This is a genomic window from Rahnella sp. BIGb0603, from assembly GCF_024808755.1.
Lineage (GTDB): Bacteria > Pseudomonadota > Gammaproteobacteria > Enterobacterales > Enterobacteriaceae > Rahnella > Rahnella contaminans.
In genome coordinates, this window is sequence record NZ_JANUEX010000008.1 from 174,781 (window position 1) to 194,709 (window position 19,929).

Here is a 19,929-nt window from a genome sequence, read left to right on the forward strand (position 1 = left end):
CGTTAACACCTTTCTCCCTGCTGCCGTACGTTTTACACCTTTTCCTGACAATTTCTGTTGTGATTTCTAATTTCATTTCATCCCTGCGAGGCATCGCACAACGATTTTGCTGCGTGCCCTTTATTGCACATATTGTTCCCGAGGCGTGCTGGAAAAATGCGTTTTGCCTGTAGCGGATAAAATTTAAATGCCTAACCTGACCCCATGAAAACAACGCAAAGGACGGGAGAACAGGGAATGTCGCTGATAGAAATGATGGTCGTGGTTGTCATCGTAGCGATGTGCGCGCTGTGGGGAATGCACAGCTGGCGCAGTTATCAGCAGGCGCTGAAGCTTGAGCAGCATGCTCAGCGGCTGCGCCTGTATCTTTATGGCGTTCAGACCGGTGCCAACAACTACAACCGTTCCGCGATACTGTGGGTGATGAGTGGAAAGGGCGGTTGCGTGGGAACCGGGCAGCGCGCGGCAGATTGCAAGGCGGCTGGTAGTAAGGTGTTTACGGTTGATGATCCTGAAATTGAATTGCTCGATTTTTCTGACAACGCGACCGGTTTTTACGGATTGCGAAATTCGGCCATGCCGGGACATCTCACACTGAAAAATGCGGCAGGCAGCCTGCGGATTGTCCTTTCTGCTCGGGGAAGATTGCGGATATGCAGTGAGAATCAGCCGTTACTTGGGATAGCGTCATGCCAGTAATCCCGCGCAATAACTTCGGGTTCACGCTGCCGGAAGTGATGATGGCGATGGGATTGGGAAGCATGCTGATGCTCAGTGCCGCGCAAATTTACCCGATGATGCGCCAGAGAAGCCAGAGCCTTGGCCGACATTATCAGCTGGATCAGCTTCTGCGTCAGACGGCATTTACGATGGAGAAAGATCTCCGACGGGCTGGTTTTTGTAATGGCATTTGTGAGGGAAAGCCCGTCATTATCGGCAATGCTGACGGAGAAGCGGCGGGCTCCTGCGTCATTGCCATTTACGACCTGAACCGCAACGGAAAATGGGAAAACCCCGGCACCGCTGAATCTGAATATTTTGGCTATCGCCTGCGTCAAGGAGGCATTGAAATCCAGCGCGGAGCCTCCGGCTGTAGCGGTTCCGGCTGGGAAAAATTACTCGATCCTGCCGAAGTCAGCGTGACAAGGTTTAACATCACAGAACAAACCAGTAGTTCTGGCGGCCATTTGTTTACTTTACAACTCGAGGCCCGGTGGAGCCGAAATCCTTTTATCCATCAGCAGGTCGGCGCGCTGGTTGCGGGGCATAACTTGTGAAGGCTGTTGTGAATTTTACCGGTGCGGAACGCCAGCGCGGCAGCGCCCTTATATTGAGCGTTATGGTGATGATGGGGCTGGGGCTTATTGCCCTTAACTCATTACAGCAGCAACTTTCGGCTGGCCTGGCGCTGACTTCCAGCCAGCACCGGTTCGTTATTGCCTGGGAAAATGCTTCAACGGTGCTGGCCTGGGGAGTTCAGCAAAGCTGGAAGGCTTCTACCGGTTCAGACTGGCAATGCCAGGATGTGGCAGCAGGTTTACTGATTTCAGGAAAAGGCCGGGTCTGTGTGCGCCCGTCACTGCGTCCGGATCTATTTCTGCTGCGCGGGGAAGGGCAAATGGCCGAAGGCGGTGAGCCTGTCATGCAATTTCAGCAAGCCAGTGGAAAAAACAAGGCTGACGGCACTCTGGTTTTTATCCCTCTGAAACAAGGCTGGCTGGATTTCTGCCCGGAAACTAATGAGCTGATTTGTAATGGTTAATGCATCCGGAAAAGAAGATATCTCACAGCAGGGTTTTAGCTTGCCGGAAGCATTGATAGCCGCACTGTTGCTGTCGGTGTCTGTTTTAGGGCTGCTGAATTATTACCAGTCACTGACCTATGGTTTTATGCGTCAGTGGCAGGTGCAACAGGCGTGGTCAGAGGCTCATTCGCAGCTGGAAGCTTATGCGGCAACCGGGCAGAGCCACGAAACTGTCATGGAAGGCTGGGAATATCAACTGTCGGGGATTTCTTTCGGGCAATCATGCCAGCGGGTCAATATTGTTATCCGGTCACCTGCAAAATATCAGGCAATTTTGCAGCGTCTGATCTGCAAATAGGATGGCTAAATGGCAGCAGAACGGGTTCAGAATAAGTCGGGAAAATACCCTCAAGCCGCTTGCAATGACGGGCTAACAGCTTAGAGTGGTTTAACAGGGTGATTTTCCCCTGGAGGAAACGTCCGGTTCGGGAACAAAATGTGACGGAGCTCCTGACTGCTCATCCCGGTTCGATTTTTTTGACAACTATCCTGCGTCTGCGGGGTCTGAACAGACCTGATAGCAGAAAACAGCAGGTTGAGATCCATCAGTTGTTGAACTGTTTATTTTTAGTGCCCGCGGGCATATTTACTCGATTGAGGGAGAGTGGCAATGTTGAAACAGGTTACCCGAATTTCCGGGTTACTGTTGTTATTGACCTTTTGGGCCCCTGGAGTCGCAAGCGCCGCCAACTGGCAGCCTTATGCACAAGCTATTAATAAAAGTCAGAACGACCCCCGTCTGTATCAGGCGATCAAGCTTGATAATGATATGACGGTATTGCTGGTTTCTGACCCTCAGGCGCCCAAGTCACTTGCTGCGCTGGCTATTCCCGTGGGTTCGCTGGAAGACCCTGATTCCCAGCTTGGCCTTGCCCATTACACCGAACACATGCTTCTGATGGGATCGAAAAAGTATCCTCAGCCTGAAAGCCTCTCCGAGTTCCTTAAAAAACATGGCGGCAGCCATAACGGCAGCACCGCTTCTTACCGTACGGCCTTTTATCTGGAAGTTGAAAATGATGCTTTGCCTGAAGCCGTGGATCGCCTTTCGGACGCCATCGGTGAGCCATTGCTGGACCCGGCTAACGGTGACCGTGAGCGTAATGCGGTAAATGCCGAACTGACCATGGCGCGTTCGCGTGACGGGATGCGTATGGCGCAGGTTCGGGCCGAAACGTTAAACCCTGAACACCCGGCGGCCCGTTATTCCGGTGGTAATCTCGATACGTTAAAAGATAAACCGGGCAGCAAACTTCACGATCAGCTCACCGCGTTCTATCACCGCTATTATTCTGCCAATCTGCTGGTAGGAGTTATCTACAGCAATAAACCGTTGCCGGAGCTGGCAGATTTGGCTGCCAATACTTTCGGAAAGATCACTAACCATCATGCCGTTGTGCCGCCGATTACCGTACCGACGGTGACGACAGAGCAAAAAGGTGAATTCATCCATTTTGTTCCCGCGCAGCCACGCAAAGAATTGCGTATTGAATTTGCCATCGACAATAACAGCGCAGATTTTCGCAGTAAAACAGATACCTATATCAGCTATCTGATTGGTAACCGCAGCCCGAATACGCTGTCAGACTGGTTGCAGAAACAAGGTTATGCAGACGGGATCAGCGCCGGAGCAGACCCGATTGTTAACCGGAATATGGGGGTATTTAATATCTCTGTTTCCCTGACGGATAAAGGTCTTGCCCGGCGCGACACAGTGATCGCCGCGATTTTCAGTTATCTTAACGAAATGCGGACACAGGGTATTAAGAAGTCTTATTTCGACGAAATTGCTCACGTCATGGCGCTTGATTTCCGGTATCCCGCGTTAACCCGAGATATGGATTATGTGGAGTGGCTGGTGGATACCATGCTCCGTGTTCCGGTTGAACATGTGCTCGATTCGCCGTATCTGACCGATCAGTACGATCCCAAAGCAATCGCATCACGTCTGGATGAAATGACGCCGCAAAATGCGCGCTACTGGATCATCAGCCCGAATGAGCCGCACAACAAAATGGCTTACTTTATGGAGGCACCTTACGAAGTCGATAAAGTGCCGCCGCAAACTTTTGAAAAATGGAAAACGCTGGCGCAGGGCATCACGTTGTCGCTGCCAGCGCTGAATCCCTATATTCCCGATTCTCTGGCGCTGGTGACGAAAGACTCGACGGCGGCCAAACCTGAGTTGCTGGTGGAAGATAAAGGGCTGCGTGTCTTCTATATGCCGAGCAGGTACTTCGCCGATGAACCGAAAGCCAATGTCACGGTGTCTTTCCGTAATGAAGAGGCACTGAGTTCGGCAAAAAATCAGGTGTTGTACGGCCTGACGGATTATCTGACCGGTGTCGCGTTTGATCAGCTGAGCTATCAGGCGTCCATCGGCGGCATTACGTTCGGGACGTCTCCGGATAATGGCCTGCAATTTACCGCCACCGGCTTTACTGAATGTCTGCCTGATTTGCTGGCGGCATTAGTGGATAACTATCCGAACTTTAAGCCGACGCAGGAACAGCTGGATCAGGCGAAATCCTGGTATCTGGAACGCCTATCTTCAGCCGATAAAGGCAAAGCTTTCGAACTGGCGTTACAGCCGATCCAACTGCTTTCCCGTGTGCCGTATACCGAACGCGCCGAGCGTGAAAAGTTAGTCGCGCAGATTACGCTTGATGACGTGAATAATTACCGTGAACAGCTGATTCACCACGCCGCCGTCGAAGTGATGGTGGTGGGGAATATGACCGCCGATCAGGTCAGGGCGATGTCACAGCAGATTATGCAAAAGCTGGGCGCGCACGGGAACGAATGGTGGCGCGGAAAGCAGGCTGAAGTGTCTGAGCCGATGAAAGCCAATATCCAGCGTACCGGCACCAGTACAGATTCTGCATTGGCGGCGGTGTATGTGCCACGCGGTTATGACGAAGTTCAGAGTATGGGCTACAGTGCGCTGCTGGGTCAGATTATTCAGCCGTGGTTCTACAGCCAGCTGCGTACGCAGGAACAGCTGGGATACGCGGTATTTGCCTTCCCGATCCCGGTGGGTAAACAATGGGGTATCGGCTTCCTGCTGCAAAGTAACAGCAAACAACCTGACTATCTCTATCAGCGCTATCTGGCATTTTATCCGCAGGCTGAAAAGCGTTTGCGGGAAATGAAAGATGATGAATTCCTGCAATATAAGCAGGGACTGGTGAATGAGATGCAGCAACGTCCGCAAACGCTGGATGAAGAAGCCGATCGTCTGGGCAATGACTTCAGCCGTGGAAATGCACAGTTTGATACCCGGGCTAATGTGATCCGTGTGATTGCCGGATTGACGCAGACTCAGCTGGCTGACTATTTCCATCAGGCTGTCGTTGCGCAAGATGGTCTGGCGATGCTGTCTCAGGTTTCCGGCAACGACAGTAAAACGCCGCAGTATGCTGCGCCGGAAGGCTTCAAAACCTGGCCGGATACGTCAACCTTGCAACAGGCTCTGAAATCGCAGACCAGCAAATAAAACTTCCAGACTTCAGTAAAAGCAAAAGGACGCGAAAGCGTCCTTTTTTATGCTCAGAATAATGGGTTCTGATTTTCAGAGATCTGAAATCAGGATCTTAGACCTGCGCTGGTAGTTGTACATTTCCTGTTTCTGAATCGGCAGGACGTCAACTTCCGCAGGTTTGAAACCACGCTCCTGGAACCAGTGAATACTGCGGGTCGTCAGAACAAATAACCGGTTCAGACCCATTTGCTTGGCCTGGCTGGCGACGCGTTGCAGTAGCATTTCACCGCGTGAAGAACTGCGGTAATCGGGATGAACCGCCACGCAGGCCATTTCGCCAATTCCTTCATCGTGGAACGGGTAAAGCGCGGCGCAGGCAATGGTCAGGTTATCGCGTTCGATAATGGTGAATTTATCAATTTCCATTTCGAGCTGCTCGCGTGAGCGGCGAACCAGAATGCCTTGTTGCTCAAGCGGGCGGATCAGCTCAAGAATACCTCCGATATCGTTAATGGTGGCGCGGCGAACCTGCTCGGCGCTTTCCATAACGATTTGCGTACCAATACCGTCACGTGAGAAGAGTTCCTGAACCAGCGCGCCGTCTTCCTGATAACTGATCAGGTGGCTGCGACGAACGCCGCTGCGGCAGGCTTTCACTGCCCCACGCAGGAACCTGACGGTGCCGGAAAGATAATCTCCACCCGATTCCATCAGGTCGATACGTTCCTGCGCTTCGTTAGGGAACAACTCAGAGATAATATTCCCTTCATCGTTGATGACGCCCTGAGAAGAACAGAAGCCGATCATTTTCTCGGCTTTCAGTTTGATTGCCAGCTGTGTCGCGACTTCTTCTGACGTCAGATTGAAGCTTTCGCCCGTGACGGAAACCGCTACCGGGCCAAGCAGCACAATCGCATTGCTGTCGAGCTGGCGGTGAATGGCTTCTTCATCGATACGGCGGATGCGGCCACTGTGGCAGTAATCGATACCGTCATCGACGCCCAGCGGCTGAGCAATGATAAAGTTCCCGCTGACCACGTTGATATGCGCGCCCTGCAGTGGCGTATTATTCAGACTCATGGAAAGCCGCGCGGTGATATCAAGCTGCAACAAACCCGCTGCCTGCTTCACCAGTTCGAGGGCCCGGGCGTCGGTCACGCGGATGTTTTTGTGATAAATCGGCTCGTAATTGTGCTCAGAAAGGTTCTCATCAATCTGCGGGCGTGCACCATAAACCACCACCAGACGAATGCCTAAACTGTGTAACAGCCCGATATCATTGACAATATTGCTAAAATTCTCATGTTCTATGGCTTCCCCACCGAGCATGACCACGAACGTTTTGCCACGGTGCGCATTAATATAGGGAACTGTGTGGCGAAATCCCTGAACCAGTTCTGTACTACGTTCCTTCACGGCAAAACCTCGTATGAATTTTTATTCGTAATTTTTGTATTTTTATTCTTTTGTCGGCGTGTAGCAAGTAAGAAATCGTTGTTTTTGTTTTAACACCCATTACAAACCTACAACAAATTGATTAATCGAATAAATGTTTAGGAATGACATGCAGGATACGATTCGTTAGAATCCATAAACTGAGTTTTTTATCAGCAATTTCTTACTTTTAGATACTTTTGAGACTGCATGACTGACGATAACCACAATCCCGGACGACGACGACTTCTTCAAACTGTAGCGGCTTCCTGGATGCTGAGTGTGAGCAAAGTGGGGTTCGCTGCCAGCTCACAGGTTATTGCAGTACGCATCTGGCCTTCTTCCACGTACACCCGCATTACGCTCGAATCCAGTACGCCACTAAAATATAAGCAATTTCTGCTGAGCGACCCGCCGCGTGTGGTCGTCGATATTGAAGGTGTTCACCTCAACAGCGTTCTGAAAGGGCTGGGAGAAAAGGTCCAGCAAAGTGACCCTTATATCCGCCAGGCGCGGGTGGGGCAGTTTGATACCAAAACGGTGCGCATGGTGCTTGAACTCAAGCGGGCCATCAATCCTCATGTGTTTACTCTCAGGCCGGTCGCCGAATTCCACAACCGTCTGGTCGTCGATTTGTATCCGGAAGACGGTGCCGTGAGTGCGGAAGATGATCCGCTGCTGGCATTACTGGAAGATTACAATCGCGGCGATGTGGCGAGAACGCTGCCGCCTGAAACGGCCAAAGACGGTCAGGCCGGCCGAAGCAGGCCGCTGGTCATTATGCTGGATCCGGGGCACGGTGGTGAAGATCCGGGTGCGATTGGTAAATACAAAACGCGTGAAAAGGATGTGGTTTTGCAAATCGCGCGCCGTCTGCAAAAACTGATTACGCGTGAACCTAATATGAAAGCGCATATGACCCGCAATGAAGATGTCTTTATTCCGCTGAAGGTCAGGGTGGCGAAAGCGCGAAAATTGCGGGCAGATCTGTTTATTTCTATTCATGCCGATGCGTTTACAAACCGCGCTGCAAAAGGCTCGTCCGTTTTTGCCTTATCGACCAAAGGCGCCACCAGTTCTGCTGCACGTTTTCTGGCGCAAACCCAGAATGAATCTGACCTGATTGGCGGCGTCAGCAAAAGCGGCGATCGTTATCTGGATCATACGATGTTCGATCTGGTTCAGACGGCAACCATCGGCGACAGCCTAAAATTTGGCAAAGAAGTGCTGACGCGCATGGGGAAGATTAATCATCTGCACAAAAACAAAGTCGATCAGGCCGGTTTTGCCGTGCTGAAAGCGCCGGACATACCGTCCATTCTGGTGGAGACGGCTTTCATCAGTAATATCAACGAAGAGAAAAAATTGAGGACTGCCCATTTTCAGCAGCAGGTCGCGGAATCGATTATGGCAGGAATTAAGGTTTGGTTTTCAGAAGGCGGGGCGGCAAGGGCGAAATAAGCAGGGGAATGGTGGAAAATATGAAGCCATTCCGGGCTGTACCCGAAATTTGGATACAAAAAAACACCCCTTAAGGTGCTGGTTGTTTGATGCAATTCATTGTTTAAGTAGTTGGTTGCGGGGGCCGGATTTGAACCGACGACCTTCGGGTTATGAGCCCGACGAGCTACCAGGCTGCTCCACCCCGCGTCCGTCACTACTTGGTACTGCTTTACATCATCACAGAATCCGAACTGAACATCATTGTACATCAGTTCCGAATTGGTTGCGGGGGCCGGATTTGAACCGACGACCTTCGGGTTATGAGCCCGACGAGCTACCAGGCTGCTCCACCCCGCGTCCGTGATACTGCTTTATTGCATCGAACAATTCAACTGAGCATTTCATACATCGAAATCGAATTGGTTGCGGGGGCCGGATTTGAACCGACGACCTTCGGGTTATGAGCCCGACGAGCTACCAGGCTGCTCCACCCCGCGTCCGATGGAGGCGAACTATACTCCCCATGAGATTTCGTGCAACCCTTTTTTGAATTTATTCAAATAAAGCACCAAGTTGCTGGGTTTTTGTTCACAAAATCGTCGTTTGGGGGGCAATTTGGCTCAGTACACTTTTTTATACTGTGGCAATTCCTTTCTGATATTCCGTTTGTTATCGTTTCGCCAGTCATTTCCCTGAAAGTAAGAGAGCGCGGCAACAATGAAAGGACGTTGGAGTAAGTATCTGCTGAGTGGTCTGTTGATTGCAGTGTTGGCGGGCTGTTCCTCGCGGCCGACTGATCGGGGCCAGCAGTATAAGGATGGCCGTCTGGACAACGCGCTGGAATACGTGAATGAGCCGAACGCCACAGGAAAACCGGTCAACGCGCTGGATTATTCAAATCAGGTTGCTGCTGTACAAATCGCGTCTTCCTCTTTATATGGGAGAAATAACACGACGTTTCAGGCCGTGGAGCAATGGCTGCGCTCCGGGGCTGACACCCGTAACCTGAGCCAGTACGGCCTCAGCGCCTATCAGATGGAAGGTGCCGATAACTTTGGTAACGTGCAGCTGACCGGCTATTACACGCCCGTTGTGCAGGCGCGCTATACCCGTCAGGGCGAATTCCAGTATCCGCTATACCGGATGCCGCCAAAACGCGGTCGCCTGCCGGATCGCGCCTCTATTTACTCCGGTGCGCTAAGTGACAATTACGTGGTCGCCTGGACCAATTCCCTGATGGATAACTTCATGATGGAAGTGCAGGGCAGCGGTTATGTGGATTACGGCGACGGGCGTCCTTATATGTTCTTTGGTTATGCGGGCAAAAATGGTCACGCCTACCGCAGCATCGGCAAGGTGCTCATCGACCGTGGCGAAGTGGCGCGCGAAAATATGTCGATGCAGGCCATTCGCCAGTGGGCTGATACTCACTCTGCGGCTGAAGTGCGTGAACTACTGGAACAAAACCCGTCATTTGTCTTCTTTAAACCTGAAGCTTTCGCGCCGGTTCGCGGTGCCAGCGGTGTTCCGCTGATTGCCAAAGCCTCGGTGGCTTCCGACCGCTCGCTTATTCCGGCAGGCACCACGCTGCTGGCAGAAGTGCCTGAACTGAATGATAAAGGTAAGTTTACCGGTAAATATCATATGCGTCTGATGGTTGCGCTGGACGTTGGTGGTGCGATTAAAGGACAACATTTCGATATGTATCAGGGGATTGGTACAGATGCCGGGCATGCGGCAGGATTTTATAATCACTACGGGCGCGTCTGGGTGTTAAAATCAGCGCAGAACGGCAAACCGCTGTTCACCGCTTATTCACAATCAAATTAAGTTTTCAGACGCACTGAGGTTTTTCGTTCATGACAGCAACATACTCCGACGCTTATCAGCAACGCTTTGGCGGTACTGCTCGCCTTTATGGTCAGCAGGCGCTGGAGCTTTTCTCGCAGGCGCACGTCTGTGTGATTGGTATTGGCGGTGTCGGTTCCTGGGCGGCGGAAGCGCTGGCGAGAACCGGCATTGGCGCTATCACGCTGATTGATATGGATGATGTGTGCGTCACGAATACCAACCGGCAGATTCATGCTTTACGGGAAAACGTCGGGCAGGCGAAGACTGAGATTATGGCGCAGCGTATTCTGGCGATTAATCCGGAGTGCAATGTGACCTGCATCGACGATTTCATTACACCCGATAATGTCGCTGAAATGCTCGACAGAGGTTTCAGCTACGTCATTGATGCTATCGACAGCGTGCGTCCGAAAGCGGCTTTGCTGGCGTACTGCCGCCGCTTTAAAATCCCAGTCGTCACAACGGGCGGTGCCGGTGGGCAGATTGATCCGACGCAAATCGCCGTCGTCGATCTGGCAAAAACCATTCAGGATCCGCTGGCGGCGAAACTGCGCGAACGCCTGAAAAATGATTTTAATGTCATGAAAAACAGCAAAGGGAAGCTGGGCATTGATTGTGTATTTTCGAGCGAGCCGCTGATGTACCCGCAGGCGGATGGATCGGTATGTACCTCACGCGCGACGGCGGAAGGGCCGAAACGTATGGATTGTGCTTCCGGATTTGGTGCGGCGACCATGGTTACCGCCACATTTGGTTTTGTCGCGGTTTCCCATGTCCTTAAAAAGATGATGGCGAAAGCTCAGCGTCAGGCTCAGGCGGCCTGACGGGCGAGAGCGGTTACGCCTTCTGCCAGCGCATTCAGCCCGCTGGAACGGCTGGTGCTCAGTTGTTCGCGCAAACCTAATACGTCAAACAGCGCCAGCGGATCCCGCTTCAGGATTTCCGCTGGCGTTTTGCCTTCGACGGCCGTCAGTAATACGGCCAGCAACCCTTTCACGATCCGTCCTTCGCTGTCGCCATAGAAATGCATTGTTCCGTTTTCTGCCTTTTCGGCACCCAGCCAGACGCGGTTTTCGCAGCCTGATAATTCATTTTCAGGTGTTTTGAGCGAAATATCGAGCGGCGGCAGGGATTTCGCGAGCAGGATTAACTGGCGGTAGCGATCTTCCCAATGACGGAATGAAGCAAATTTTTCCGTCAGGGATGTTTCAGTGATTTCATGCCCGAAAGGGTGTGGGGCTAACATGGCTTTCCTCGGTGTAAATTAATCTGCTAACAGCGTCAGGGCGTATTTTACCGCCGCGACCAGCCGCGACACGTCGTTTTCGTTATTATACGGTGCAAATGAGGCACGCAATGTTCCGCTGATGCCCATCGCCTCCATTAACGGCTGCGCGCAATGCTGTCCTGCGCGAAGTGCGATCCCCTGTTCGGCCAGCAGTGTCACCAGATCGCTGTGGTGCACACCGGCGATATCAAAAGATAAAATCGATGAGTTTTGCGAACGGAAACTACGGAAACCTGCAAGTTCCGCAAGCTGTTGCTCTGCGAGCGTCGTGAGGTGCTGTGCATAAATTTCGGCGGCTGGCATATCGACAGTTTCCAGCCATTTCAGCGCCGCTGACAGGCCGATAACGCCTGCAATATTCGGCGTGCCAGCTTCGAAACGATGCGGAACGGTCTGAGGCGTAAAACCGGTCATCGATGCCTGTGTCAGCATTTTTCCGCCACCTTGCCACGGCTGCATATTTTCCAGCAGCGCCGTTTTGCCATAGAGCACGCCAATGCCTGTCGGGCCGTAGAGTTTGTGGCCGGAGAAAGCATAGAAATCAATGTCCAGAGCCTGCATGTCAGCCGGACAATGCACTGCGCCCTGCGCACCATCAATAAAGACCGGCGTTCCGTTGGCATGGGCAAGTTCGACAGCGCGTGCCAGATCCGGCACCCCTCCGGTGACATTCGACATCTGCCCCAATGCCAGCAGGCGGCTTTTGGAATTCAGAATGGTCGGAAGAGCGGAGATATCCGGCAAACCCTGCTCATCAACAGGCAGCGTGACGACGCGCGCCTGGCATTGTTGCGCCACAATCAGCCACGGGATCAGGTTTGCATGATGCTCCGCCTGGCTGACAATAATCTCATCGCCCGGCAGTAATTGCGGGCGCAGCCAGCCTTGCGAAACCAGATTGACGGACTCCGTCGTGCCGCGCGTCCAGATAATATCTTCTGAGCGGGGCGCATTAATCCACTGTGCAACCCGTGTTCTGGCCTGCTCATATTCTTCTGTCAGCATTTGCGCTGCGCGGTGCTGGCTGCGGTGAACCGTCGCGCCTTCCTGAGTATAAAAATTCAGGGTTGCGTCAATTACCGCCTGAGGCCGGAGCGCCGTCGCAGCGCTGTCGAGATAGCATTGCCCTTGTGACAGCGCGGGAAATTGTTGACGAAAATCAGCAGGTTTAAAGTCTTTCATACGAAATCAGATCCTTCGGCCTGAATGAAAAAGTACAGATTTATCTGTTACACAAGCCACTTATTCATTTTAGGAATGGTTACCTGGAAATTTATCAGAGGTTTGTTATGCTGAATTACGATGACTAGAAGCATTAGCCTGGGGTTTTCCCAGGATTTTAAAGCATTTTAATCTGCAAGGAGTCTATGATGAAGAAGATCGCCGCCGTAATTTCAGCCGCACTGCTGACAACAACACTTGCCGCCTGTTCAAGCAATTATGTGATGCACACCAACGATGGCCGGACCATTGTTGCTGAAGGCAAACCAAGCACCGACAGTGATACCGGTATGATCAGTTATACCGATGCGTATGGCAACAAGCAGCAGATCAATAAATCTGAAGTTAAAGAAATGGCAGAAGGGAACTGATCCCTCCGGTGAGAACCTGACGGGCACTCACTCAGATGCTTTATGGCAAAACCGGCCCCTCTTGCGACGTGGCCGGTTTTGTCACATTATGCGCAGCACAAAACGTGTCCTGCGGTGAAATTTGGGCAAAAAAAAGCACCGCAAATTGCGGTGCTGAAAAATCACTTTGGACAGACAGGGTAATGTACAGGAAGTGAAAAGTTTGTAGCATTCAAGCTACGTGTCCGGATTGCCAGACAATTGCAAACACAACATCACAACCACAAGCCAAAAGTATTTCAGCATCCTCATACCAATCTACTTTTCGTTCCGGCTCAGGAAGTGGCGCCACTATAGGTTTTTGCCTGTACATCCTCAACGGACAAATTATAATGTCTCGGATTAAAAAAACTAATATCAAAACCCACGGACAGGCGCTCCGCTTACCGGCGAATAAGAAGTATCCATTCTATGTCAAAACGTTTACCGCCTCTTAATTCTCTGCGGGTGTTTGATGCCGCAGCGCGCCACCTTAGTTTTACTAAGGCGGCTGAGGAATTGTTCGTCACGCAGGCTGCCGTTAGCCACCAGATTAAGTCACTTGAGGACTTTTTAGGGCTAAAACTGTTTCGCCGGCGCAACCGGTCATTGTTACTGACCGAAGAAGGGCAGAGTTATTATCTGGATATCAAAGAAATATTCTCGGCTCTGAATGAGGCCACACGCAAACTTCAGGCGCGCAGCGCGAAAGGCGCGCTGACCGTCAGTTTACCGCCAAGCTTTGCGATTCAATGGCTGGTGCCGAGATTGTCTGGCTTTAACTCAGCTTATCCGGGCATTGATGTGCGTATCCAGGCTGTGGACCGCGAAGAGGACAAATTATCCGATGACGTGGACGTGGCGATTTTCCACGGGCGCGGCAACTGGCCGGGTCTGCGGGCAGAACGTTTATATGCCGAATATTTACTCCCGGTTTGTTCTCCGTCTTTGCTGATGAGCGATAATCCGCTGAAAGAACCGGCAGATTTGAGTCATCACACGTTATTGCACGATGCCTCGCGCCGTGACTGGCTGGCCTACACCAAACAGCTGGGATTGCAGCAGGTAAATGTTCAGCAGGGGCCAATTTTCAGCCACAGTGCGATGGTCGTTCAGGCGGCGGTTCACGGGCAGGGAATTGCGCTGGTGAATAATGTGATGGCGCAGACGGAAATTGAGGCCGGACGTCTCGTGTGTCCGTTCAGTGAAGTTTTAATCAGTAAAAATGCTTTTTATCTGGTTTGTCATGACAGTCAGGCAGAACTGGGTAAAATAGCCGCCTTTCGTCAGTGGATCCTCGCCCGCGCTGCCAGCGAGCAGGAAAAACTGCGTTTTCGTTTCGATCAGGCGTGATGCCTGAGTCTGGGGAAGGTTTTCCTGAACAGGCTGACAAAGCTGATAATTCGCGGCTTTATCAGCAAACAACGATAACAGGTAACGCATAATGACCAGTCGTTCAATGTTGATCTTTGCCGCGATCAGCGGTTTTGTTTATGTCGCTTTTGGCGCATTCGGCGCACACGTCCTGAGCCAGTCGCTCGGCGAGGCGGAAATGGCATGGATCCATACCGGCTTAACGTATCAAAGTATTCACACGCTGGCGGTGATGATTTTAGGTGTTGCGATGCAGCGCCAGCGTAATGTGTGGTTCTACTGGAGCAGCGCCTTTTTAGCGCTGGGAACCGTTTTATTCAGCGGCAGCCTTTATTGCCTGGCGCTGTCTCATCTCCGGTTATTCGTTTTTGTAACTCCGATTGGCGGTACCTTATTTCTGGTCGGTTGGATTTTGTTGTTGATCGGCGCACTGCGCCTGAAGAAAAAGGCCGAACGCCATGAATAAAGTTGCTCTCTACTGCCGTCAGGGTTTTGAAAAAGAATGCGCAGCAGAAATTACCGACAAAGCCGCGAAGATGGAAATCTTCGGTTTTGCCCGCGTAAAAGAAAACAGCGGTTATGTACTGTTTGAATGTTATCAGCCGGATGACGCTGACCGTATTGCAAAAAATCTGCCTTTCCGCGAGCTGATTTTTGCCCGTCAGCTGATTGTCGTTGGCGAACTCCTGAAAGATTTACCGCCGGAGGATCGCGTTTCGCCGATCGTCGGTATGGTGCAGAACGTCATTACCAACGGTGGCGAACTGCGCGTTGAAGTGCCTGACACCAACGAAAGCAAAGAGCTGACCAAGTTCTGCCGTAAGCTGACTGTTCCGCTGCGTTCTGCGATGCGCGAGTGCCGCGTGTTGGGTAAGAAAGAAAATGCCCTGCGCCCGGTCGTTCACGTGTTCTTTATCGCGCCAGGTTGCTGCTATGTAGGCTATTCCTACAGCAATAACAATTCCCCGTTCTACATGGGTATTCCGCGCCTGAAGTTCCCGTCCGAAGCGCCGAGCCGTTCAACGCTGAAACTGGAAGAAGCGTTTCACGTGTTTATTCCGGCCGACGAGTGGGATGAGCGTCTGGCGAGCGGGATGTATGCGGTCGATCTGGGCGCGTGCCCGGGCGGCTGGACGTATCAGCTGACCCAGCGCAGCATGATGGTGACGGCGATTGATAACGGCCCTATGGCACCGAGCCTGATGGAAACCGGTCAGGTCATCCACTTACGTGAAGATGGTTTCCGCTACAAATCCACCAGTACCAAAAACTACTGGCTGGTTTGCGATATGGTAGAAAAACCGGCGAAAGTAGCCGCGCTGATGTGCGACTGGCTGGTGAACGGCTGGTGTCGCGAGGCGATTTTCAACCTGAAGTTGCCGATGAAGAAGCGTTATGAGGAAGTGTCTAACATTCTTGAACGCATTGATGAGCGCCTGAAGGAAAACGGCGTGAACGCGGAGATCTTTGCCAAGCAGCTTTATCATGACCGCGAAGAAGTGACCGTGCACATCCGCCGTTTCTGGTCGGCAATTGGTGGGCGTCGCGACGAGCGGGACCGCTGATACTTTCGATCATTCAGTCTGTTAATGAGGCGCTTCTCTTCGGAGAGCGCCTTTTTTAATGCAAAATTCAGGGTAAGCGCAGTTGCTGTAAATTGCCATCCAGCGCGATATCGGTTTGCAGCGTGGAAACCCGTTTACAGGCATAAGCCAGCTCGCGGTGTTCTTCCAGCTTTTTGCGCCATTTCTCCGGAACACCTTCCAGACTTTGGTAAAGCTCGTCCAGCGAACCGGTCTGCGTCAGCAATGTCACCGCTGTTTTCGGCCCAATTCCCGGCACACCCGGAATTTTACTGCTGCTGATCCCCGCCAGCCCCCAGTAATCGGTAAGCTGCTGCGGTAAAACGCCAAAGGTTTCGCGCACGAAAGGCATGTCCAGCCAGCGTTTCTGGAAGTAATCGCGGATTTGTACGTTCGGCGCCAGCAACTGGCAGTAACCTTTGTCCGTTGACACAATCGTGACCTGATGCCCGCCGGAAGAGACTTTTGCCGCCAGTGTGGCCGCCAGATCGTCCGCCTCATTTCCGGCGGAATGCCAGCAGGTGATGCCCATCGCGGTAAAACCCGCTTTCAGTTCCGGCATCTCCGCAAACAGGTTGTCCGGCATCGGGGAACGTCCGGCTTTGTAATCCGGCAGACACTGATGACGCCAGCTGTCGGCGCGATCGTCTTCATCGAAAACCGCAACGGCATGCGTCGCCTGTGTGTGCTGAACGAGTTGTCTGGCGGCATTTTGGCAGGTGAGAAGACAAGGAGAACCCTGGACCGCGTGAATGCGGCGGATCAGGTTGAGGGCATCAATAATCAGCAGGTGTATTGCCATAAGCAGGTCATCAAAATCCATAAAATCAGAGCGACTTACGTCGCTCCGGGAACTGTTTCAGAAATGCAGCCTGAATGGTGTCAGGCGCAAATTTCATAACAGGGAATGTACGCGCTGCCCGGCAATTTCATGCGGTGCTGTGCGACAAAGCCCTGCAACAGACTGTCCATTTTTTTCATCAATGCCGGGTCGCCATGCAGCTTGAAACGCCCGTGCTTTTCGATAGCGTGAATACCGAATTCTTTCACGTTGCCGGCCACAATCCCGGAGAAGGCGCGACGCAGTGCGGCGGCCAGTTCCTGTGGTGGCTGGTTCGGATACAGATTCAGGTTCGCCATGTTTTCGTGATTTGGCTCAAACGGATGTTGCAGGTCCGGCGCAATACGAATTGACCAGTTGAAGCTATAAGCATCCCCACTGTTTCGGCGGTTTTCTTTCACCAGCGGCATGGCGCGTTTCATCTGACGCGCGACTTCGGTCGGATCGTCAACGATGATGGTGTAGAACTTAGCGGCTTCTTCGCCCAGCGTGTCTTTGATAAAGGCATCCAGAACGAGGAAGTAATCCGCGCTTTCTTTTGGCCCGGTCAGGATCAGTGGCAGAACCTGATCGCTGTTTTCCGGATCCATCAAAATACCCAGCAGATACAACAGTTCTTCCGCCGTGCCTACGCCGCCCGGGAAGATAATGATCCCGTGAGCGATACGCACGAAAGCTTCCAGCCGTTTTTCGATATCCGGCATAATGATCAGTTCATTGACCAGCGGATTCGGTGGCTCAGCCGCGATGATAGAAGGCTCGGTCATCCCGATAAAACGACCGGCTTTATAACGCTGCTGCGCGTGGCCGACGGCCGCACCTTTCATCGGTGCTTCCATCGCACCCGGACCACAGCCGGTACAAATGTTCAGTTCACGCAAGCCCAGCTGGCTGCCGACGTTGCGGGCATACTGGTATTCGTTTTCATTAATTGAATGACCGCCCCAGCACACCACCATGTTCGGATCTTCATCCAGATGGAGCGCGCGGGCGTTGCGTAAAATAGAGAACACCATATTGGTGAGATGGGCTGAATTCCCGCTGTTGAAATTCTCAAAGCGCGAATTGCTGGAAATCTGGGCATTCACGAACAGGATGTCGCGCAGGACGGCGAACAGGTTAGCCTGCAATGAACGGATTATCCGGCCATCGACGAAGGCATCTTCCGGTGGATTCACCAGTTCAAGTTTCACGCCGCGCTCTCTGCGCAGCACGTTGATATCAAAACTTTCGAAACGTTCGAGGAGTTCTTTACTGCTGTCAGTCTGACTGCCGCTGTTGAGAACGGCCAGTGAACAGTTGCGGAAAAGACGGTATAAGTCGCTGCTCGCGGTTCGCTTGAGCATGTCGACTTCCAACTGCGACAACAAATCCATTGAGCCCAACGGGCTGATATGTGTAATCAAAGTTGCTCCTTGACACCAAATGGTGCTGTGAATGTTTCTGCTGAGTCCCGCTACGCATGATTTTTCGGATCACGTTTTTTGCGTCGCATCGCGGAAGACAAACAAAAACACTAGCCTGATAGCAAAGAGAACGCCGGATACGCTGTCCCCGGAATCTCTCTCTGAATTAACAGTAACCTTGTCATCAGGCTTTTACCAATGCTGACAGAGCGTTAGCTCAGTTCTTGAGCAATGCCCCGCATTATTGTCTGACAAGCCTCGCCGTTGCAGGTTCAAACGGGAAGTTAGATCTCCACGGATTGATATCCAGACCGCCGCGTCGGGTATAGCGGGCGTAGACGGCCAGCTTTTCTGGCTGACAAAAACGCAGGATGTCATTAAAGATGCGTTCGACGCATTGTTCATGGAATTCATTGTGATGGCGGAATGAAACCAGGTAGCGCAGCAGCGCTTCGCGATCAATTTTCGGGCCGCGATACTGGATTTGCACGGAGCCCCAGTCTGGCTGATGGGTGATCAGGCAGTTAGATTTCAGCAGGTGGCTGACCAGCGATTCTTCGACAATTTCTTCACCGGCGGATTCAGCAAGGTAGTCCGTGCTGAATTCATAGCTGTCGATTTCAATGTCCTGGTCGTCAATGCAGATACCTGCAAAGTGTCCGACCGGCGAGCCTTCGATGTCGGACAAACGGCTGACGGTGACGGTGACGTCGCCCTGAGCACAGGCGCCTAAATCCCGCGTTAAAGTTTCCTGTACCGCCTGCCAGTCCGGGAACACGGTCTGGTTGAAGCTGTTGAGGTAGAGCTTAAAGCTTTTGGACTCGATCAGATTCTGGCTGTCGGCTTTCAGGCTGATTTCACCGACGGCCACCTGTGGCAACCCTTTGGCGTTGAGCCACGACAGTTCGTACAGCGTCCAGATATCCGCGCCCTGGAACGGCAGGTTGTCAGGGAACAGGCCCAGCGGTTCGCGGTTCATGCTGCGTGGAACCGCCTGTAATAAAGAAGCGTCGTAGTGATCGACGTAAGCCGTGCTTTTGCCCAGCGTCAGTTGCGCCAGTGCGGGGTTATCCTGATAAGAGGACATGCTGTCACCTTGCTTAGAGATAGGTACAATAGGGAATAGCCACCAGTTTAACCCAGCCTTACCGGAAGATGAGAGAATTATGGAGTCTGAAGTATCTGTAGCATTGCGTGAATTTACTCAGCGTTATGTCGATGTCTGGCAGCAGGAGACAGGTATGCCGCCGTCCAGCGAAGCGCTGTTCGGCGTCGATTCCCCTTGTGTGGTGAAAACCGATGATGACGTTGTTTACTGGCTGACTCAGGTTTTCAGCCCGGCGGCCACGCTGGAAAATGTGGAACGTGCGATGGAATTGCAGTTGCGACCGGAAGCACACGCGTTTTACACCACGCAGTTCGCTGGTGATATGACGGCCAGCTGGCAGGGTAATGCGATGACCCTGCTTCAGGTCTGGAGCCCTGAAGATTTTACCCGTTTGCAGGAGAATCTGATTGGCCATCTGGTGACACAAAAACGCCTGAAACTGACGCCGACGGTTTTTCTGGCCACCACGGATTCCGAGCTGGATATGGTTTCTTTGTGCAATGTGACCGGAAATGTTGTTCTGGAACAGTTCGGCAGCAAAAAAAGAACGATACTCTCGCCTTCGCTGCCAGAATTCCTTACAATGCTGACCGCTGTTTACCCCGCCTGATGTTGTTCTGAACCCCCCATTCCCGCAGAGCTCAAATGGCTCACAAGCGTGTGAGAGATCTCTCACAAAGACTGTAAGAGATCTCGCTAATTTGAC

The 19,929-nt window shown here is 52.2% G+C and carries 19 protein-coding genes and 3 tRNA genes; 13 read left to right on the top strand and 9 right to left on the bottom strand.

Annotated elements, in window-relative coordinates:
- Window positions 1-204 precede the first annotated feature (204 nt).
- From M2403_RS20185 to ptrA, 5 genes are all read left to right on the top strand, one after another.
- Window positions 205-699, top strand: coding sequence for a prepilin peptidase-dependent protein (locus tag M2403_RS20185; protein WP_259230688.1), 495 nt, complete (start codon window positions 205-207; stop codon window positions 697-699).
- A complete protein-coding gene (locus M2403_RS20190) occupies window positions 690-1,277 on the top strand; it encodes a prepilin peptidase-dependent protein (RefSeq protein WP_259230689.1) in 588 nt (195 codons plus the stop codon). Before M2403_RS20185 ends, M2403_RS20190 begins: the two co-directional genes overlap by 10 nt.
- Window positions 1,274-1,762 carry a YgdB family protein gene (locus M2403_RS20195; RefSeq protein WP_259230690.1) on the top strand — a complete coding sequence of 163 codons (489 nt, stop codon included), beginning with the start codon at window positions 1,274-1,276 and terminating at the stop codon, window positions 1,760-1,762. The genes M2403_RS20190 and M2403_RS20195 overlap by 4 nt, the downstream gene beginning before the upstream one ends.
- Window positions 1,755-2,102 carry a prepilin-type N-terminal cleavage/methylation domain-containing protein gene (locus tag M2403_RS20200; protein WP_259230691.1) on the top strand — a complete coding sequence of 116 codons (348 nt, stop codon included), beginning with the start codon at window positions 1,755-1,757 and terminating at the stop codon, window positions 2,100-2,102. Before M2403_RS20195 ends, M2403_RS20200 begins: the two co-directional genes overlap by 8 nt.
- A 312-nt stretch (window positions 2,103-2,414) precedes the next feature.
- Window positions 2,415-5,300, top strand: coding sequence for a pitrilysin (gene ptrA, locus M2403_RS20205; RefSeq protein ID WP_259230692.1), 2,886 nt, complete (start codon window positions 2,415-2,417; stop codon window positions 5,298-5,300).
- A 75-nt stretch (window positions 5,301-5,375) separates the two neighbouring features.
- Here ptrA and argA read toward each other — a convergent pair whose 3' ends face one another.
- Window positions 5,376-6,701, bottom strand: coding sequence for an amino-acid N-acetyltransferase (gene argA, locus M2403_RS20210; protein ID WP_152325440.1), 1,326 nt, complete (start codon window positions 6,699-6,701; stop codon window positions 5,376-5,378).
- A gap of 228 nt (window positions 6,702-6,929) precedes the next feature.
- On the opposite strand from argA, the gene amiC reads away from it, so the two are divergent.
- Entirely contained in the window at window positions 6,930-8,180 is a 1,251-nt protein-coding gene (gene amiC / locus M2403_RS20215) for an N-acetylmuramoyl-L-alanine amidase AmiC (protein WP_152325441.1), read from the top strand.
- Window positions 8,181-8,292: 112 nt separating this feature from the next.
- On the opposite strand, the gene M2403_RS20220 is transcribed toward amiC, so the two are convergent.
- The 3 genes from M2403_RS20220 to M2403_RS20230 form a co-directional block, all read right to left on the bottom strand.
- Window positions 8,293-8,369 (bottom strand) — tRNA-Met (locus M2403_RS20220).
- A gap of 73 nt (window positions 8,370-8,442) precedes the next feature.
- Window positions 8,443-8,519 (bottom strand) — tRNA-Met (locus M2403_RS20225).
- Between the two features lie 63 nt (window positions 8,520-8,582).
- Window positions 8,583-8,659, bottom strand: a tRNA-Met gene (locus M2403_RS20230).
- Between the two features lie 220 nt (window positions 8,660-8,879).
- Between M2403_RS20230 and mltA the strand changes: the two genes are divergently transcribed.
- Together mltA and tcdA are read left to right on the top strand one after the other, a co-directional pair.
- Window positions 8,880-9,992, top strand: a complete 1,113-nt coding sequence (mltA, locus tag M2403_RS20235; RefSeq protein ID WP_259230695.1) for a murein transglycosylase A — start codon at window positions 8,880-8,882, stop codon at window positions 9,990-9,992.
- A gap of 29 nt (window positions 9,993-10,021) precedes the next feature.
- A complete protein-coding gene (gene tcdA, locus M2403_RS20240; protein ID WP_152326507.1) occupies window positions 10,022-10,837 on the top strand; it encodes a tRNA cyclic N6-threonylcarbamoyladenosine(37) synthase TcdA in 816 nt (271 codons plus the stop codon).
- Here tcdA and csdE read toward each other — a convergent pair.
- Both csdE and csdA read right to left on the bottom strand, forming a co-directional pair.
- Window positions 10,825-11,259 (bottom strand): cysteine desulfurase sulfur acceptor subunit CsdE, encoded by a 435-nt coding sequence (gene csdE / locus M2403_RS20245; RefSeq protein WP_259230696.1) that lies wholly within the window; start codon window positions 11,257-11,259, stop codon window positions 10,825-10,827. The two genes, tcdA and csdE, sit on opposite strands and share 13 nt — an antisense overlap.
- A gap of 18 nt (window positions 11,260-11,277) precedes the next feature.
- Window positions 11,278-12,483, bottom strand: a complete 1,206-nt coding sequence (gene csdA, locus M2403_RS20250; RefSeq protein WP_259230697.1) for a cysteine desulfurase CsdA — start codon at window positions 12,481-12,483, stop codon at window positions 11,278-11,280.
- Between the two features lie 188 nt (window positions 12,484-12,671).
- Here csdA and M2403_RS20255 point away from each other — a divergent pair, with 188 nt between their 5' ends.
- From M2403_RS20255 to rlmM, 4 genes are all read left to right on the top strand, one after another.
- On the top strand, window positions 12,672-12,893 hold the full coding sequence (locus tag M2403_RS20255; RefSeq protein ID WP_104924609.1) for a YgdI/YgdR family lipoprotein: 222 nt from the start codon (window positions 12,672-12,674) through the stop codon (window positions 12,891-12,893).
- 450 nt (window positions 12,894-13,343) lie between these two features.
- Window positions 13,344-14,264, top strand: coding sequence for a transcriptional regulator GcvA (locus M2403_RS20260; protein ID WP_152326510.1), 921 nt, complete (start codon window positions 13,344-13,346; stop codon window positions 14,262-14,264).
- 91 nt (window positions 14,265-14,355) lie between these two features.
- A complete protein-coding gene (locus M2403_RS20265; protein WP_152326511.1) occupies window positions 14,356-14,751 on the top strand; it encodes a DUF423 domain-containing protein in 396 nt (131 codons plus the stop codon).
- Entirely contained in the window at window positions 14,744-15,850 is a 1,107-nt protein-coding gene (gene rlmM / locus M2403_RS20270) for a 23S rRNA (cytidine(2498)-2'-O)-methyltransferase RlmM (protein ID WP_101079232.1), read from the top strand. Before M2403_RS20265 ends, rlmM begins: the two co-directional genes overlap by 8 nt.
- A gap of 67 nt (window positions 15,851-15,917) precedes the next feature.
- On the opposite strand, the gene xni is transcribed toward rlmM, so the two are convergent.
- From xni to queF, 3 genes are all read right to left on the bottom strand, one after another.
- A complete protein-coding gene (xni, locus tag M2403_RS20275) occupies window positions 15,918-16,670 on the bottom strand; it encodes a flap endonuclease Xni (RefSeq protein ID WP_259230698.1) in 753 nt (250 codons plus the stop codon).
- An 80-nt stretch (window positions 16,671-16,750) separates the two neighbouring features.
- Window positions 16,751-18,115 carry a nucleotide 5'-monophosphate nucleosidase PpnN gene (gene ppnN, locus M2403_RS20280; protein ID WP_152326513.1) on the bottom strand — a complete coding sequence of 455 codons (1,365 nt, stop codon included), beginning with the start codon at window positions 18,113-18,115 and terminating at the stop codon, window positions 16,751-16,753.
- 241 nt (window positions 18,116-18,356) lie between these two features.
- Window positions 18,357-19,202, bottom strand: a complete 846-nt coding sequence (queF, locus tag M2403_RS20285; RefSeq protein ID WP_208951099.1) for an NADPH-dependent 7-cyano-7-deazaguanine reductase QueF — start codon at window positions 19,200-19,202, stop codon at window positions 18,357-18,359.
- Between the two features lie 79 nt (window positions 19,203-19,281).
- Here queF and syd point away from each other — a divergent pair, with 79 nt between their 5' ends.
- A complete protein-coding gene (syd, locus tag M2403_RS20290) occupies window positions 19,282-19,833 on the top strand; it encodes a SecY-interacting protein (RefSeq protein ID WP_152326515.1) in 552 nt (183 codons plus the stop codon).
- Window positions 19,834-19,929 lie beyond the last annotated feature (96 nt).

What these genes read in the sequence shown, in the direction of transcription:
- queF (WP_208951099.1), bottom strand. Translation starts at nt 19,202, where the DNA reads ATGTCCTCTTATCAGGATAACCCCGCACTGGCGCAACTGACGCTGGGC.
- csdA (WP_259230697.1), bottom strand. Translation starts at nt 12,483, where the DNA reads ATGAAAGACTTTAAACCTGCTGATTTTCGTCAACAATTTCCCGCGCTG.
- M2403_RS20190 (WP_259230689.1), top strand. Translation starts at nt 690, where the DNA reads ATGCCAGTAATCCCGCGCAATAACTTCGGGTTCACGCTGCCGGAAGTG.
- syd (WP_152326515.1), top strand. Translation starts at nt 19,282, where the DNA reads ATGGAGTCTGAAGTATCTGTAGCATTGCGTGAATTTACTCAGCGTTAT.
- M2403_RS20185 (WP_259230688.1), top strand. Translation starts at nt 205, where the DNA reads ATGAAAACAACGCAAAGGACGGGAGAACAGGGAATGTCGCTGATAGAA.
- M2403_RS20260 (WP_152326510.1), top strand. Translation starts at nt 13,344, where the DNA reads ATGTCAAAACGTTTACCGCCTCTTAATTCTCTGCGGGTGTTTGATGCC.
- M2403_RS20255 (WP_104924609.1), top strand. Translation starts at nt 12,672, where the DNA reads ATGAAGAAGATCGCCGCCGTAATTTCAGCCGCACTGCTGACAACAACA.
- amiC (WP_152325441.1), top strand. Translation starts at nt 6,930, where the DNA reads ATGACTGACGATAACCACAATCCCGGACGACGACGACTTCTTCAAACT.
- tcdA (WP_152326507.1), top strand. Translation starts at nt 10,022, where the DNA reads ATGACAGCAACATACTCCGACGCTTATCAGCAACGCTTTGGCGGTACT.
- ptrA (WP_259230692.1), top strand. Translation starts at nt 2,415, where the DNA reads ATGTTGAAACAGGTTACCCGAATTTCCGGGTTACTGTTGTTATTGACC.
- xni (WP_259230698.1), bottom strand. Translation starts at nt 16,670, where the DNA reads ATGGCAATACACCTGCTGATTATTGATGCCCTCAACCTGATCCGCCGC.
- M2403_RS20200 (WP_259230691.1), top strand. Translation starts at nt 1,755, where the DNA reads ATGGTTAATGCATCCGGAAAAGAAGATATCTCACAGCAGGGTTTTAGC.
- rlmM (WP_101079232.1), top strand. Translation starts at nt 14,744, where the DNA reads ATGAATAAAGTTGCTCTCTACTGCCGTCAGGGTTTTGAAAAAGAATGC.
- mltA (WP_259230695.1), top strand. Translation starts at nt 8,880, where the DNA reads ATGAAAGGACGTTGGAGTAAGTATCTGCTGAGTGGTCTGTTGATTGCA.
- M2403_RS20265 (WP_152326511.1), top strand. Translation starts at nt 14,356, where the DNA reads ATGACCAGTCGTTCAATGTTGATCTTTGCCGCGATCAGCGGTTTTGTT.
- csdE (WP_259230696.1), bottom strand. Translation starts at nt 11,259, where the DNA reads ATGTTAGCCCCACACCCTTTCGGGCATGAAATCACTGAAACATCCCTG.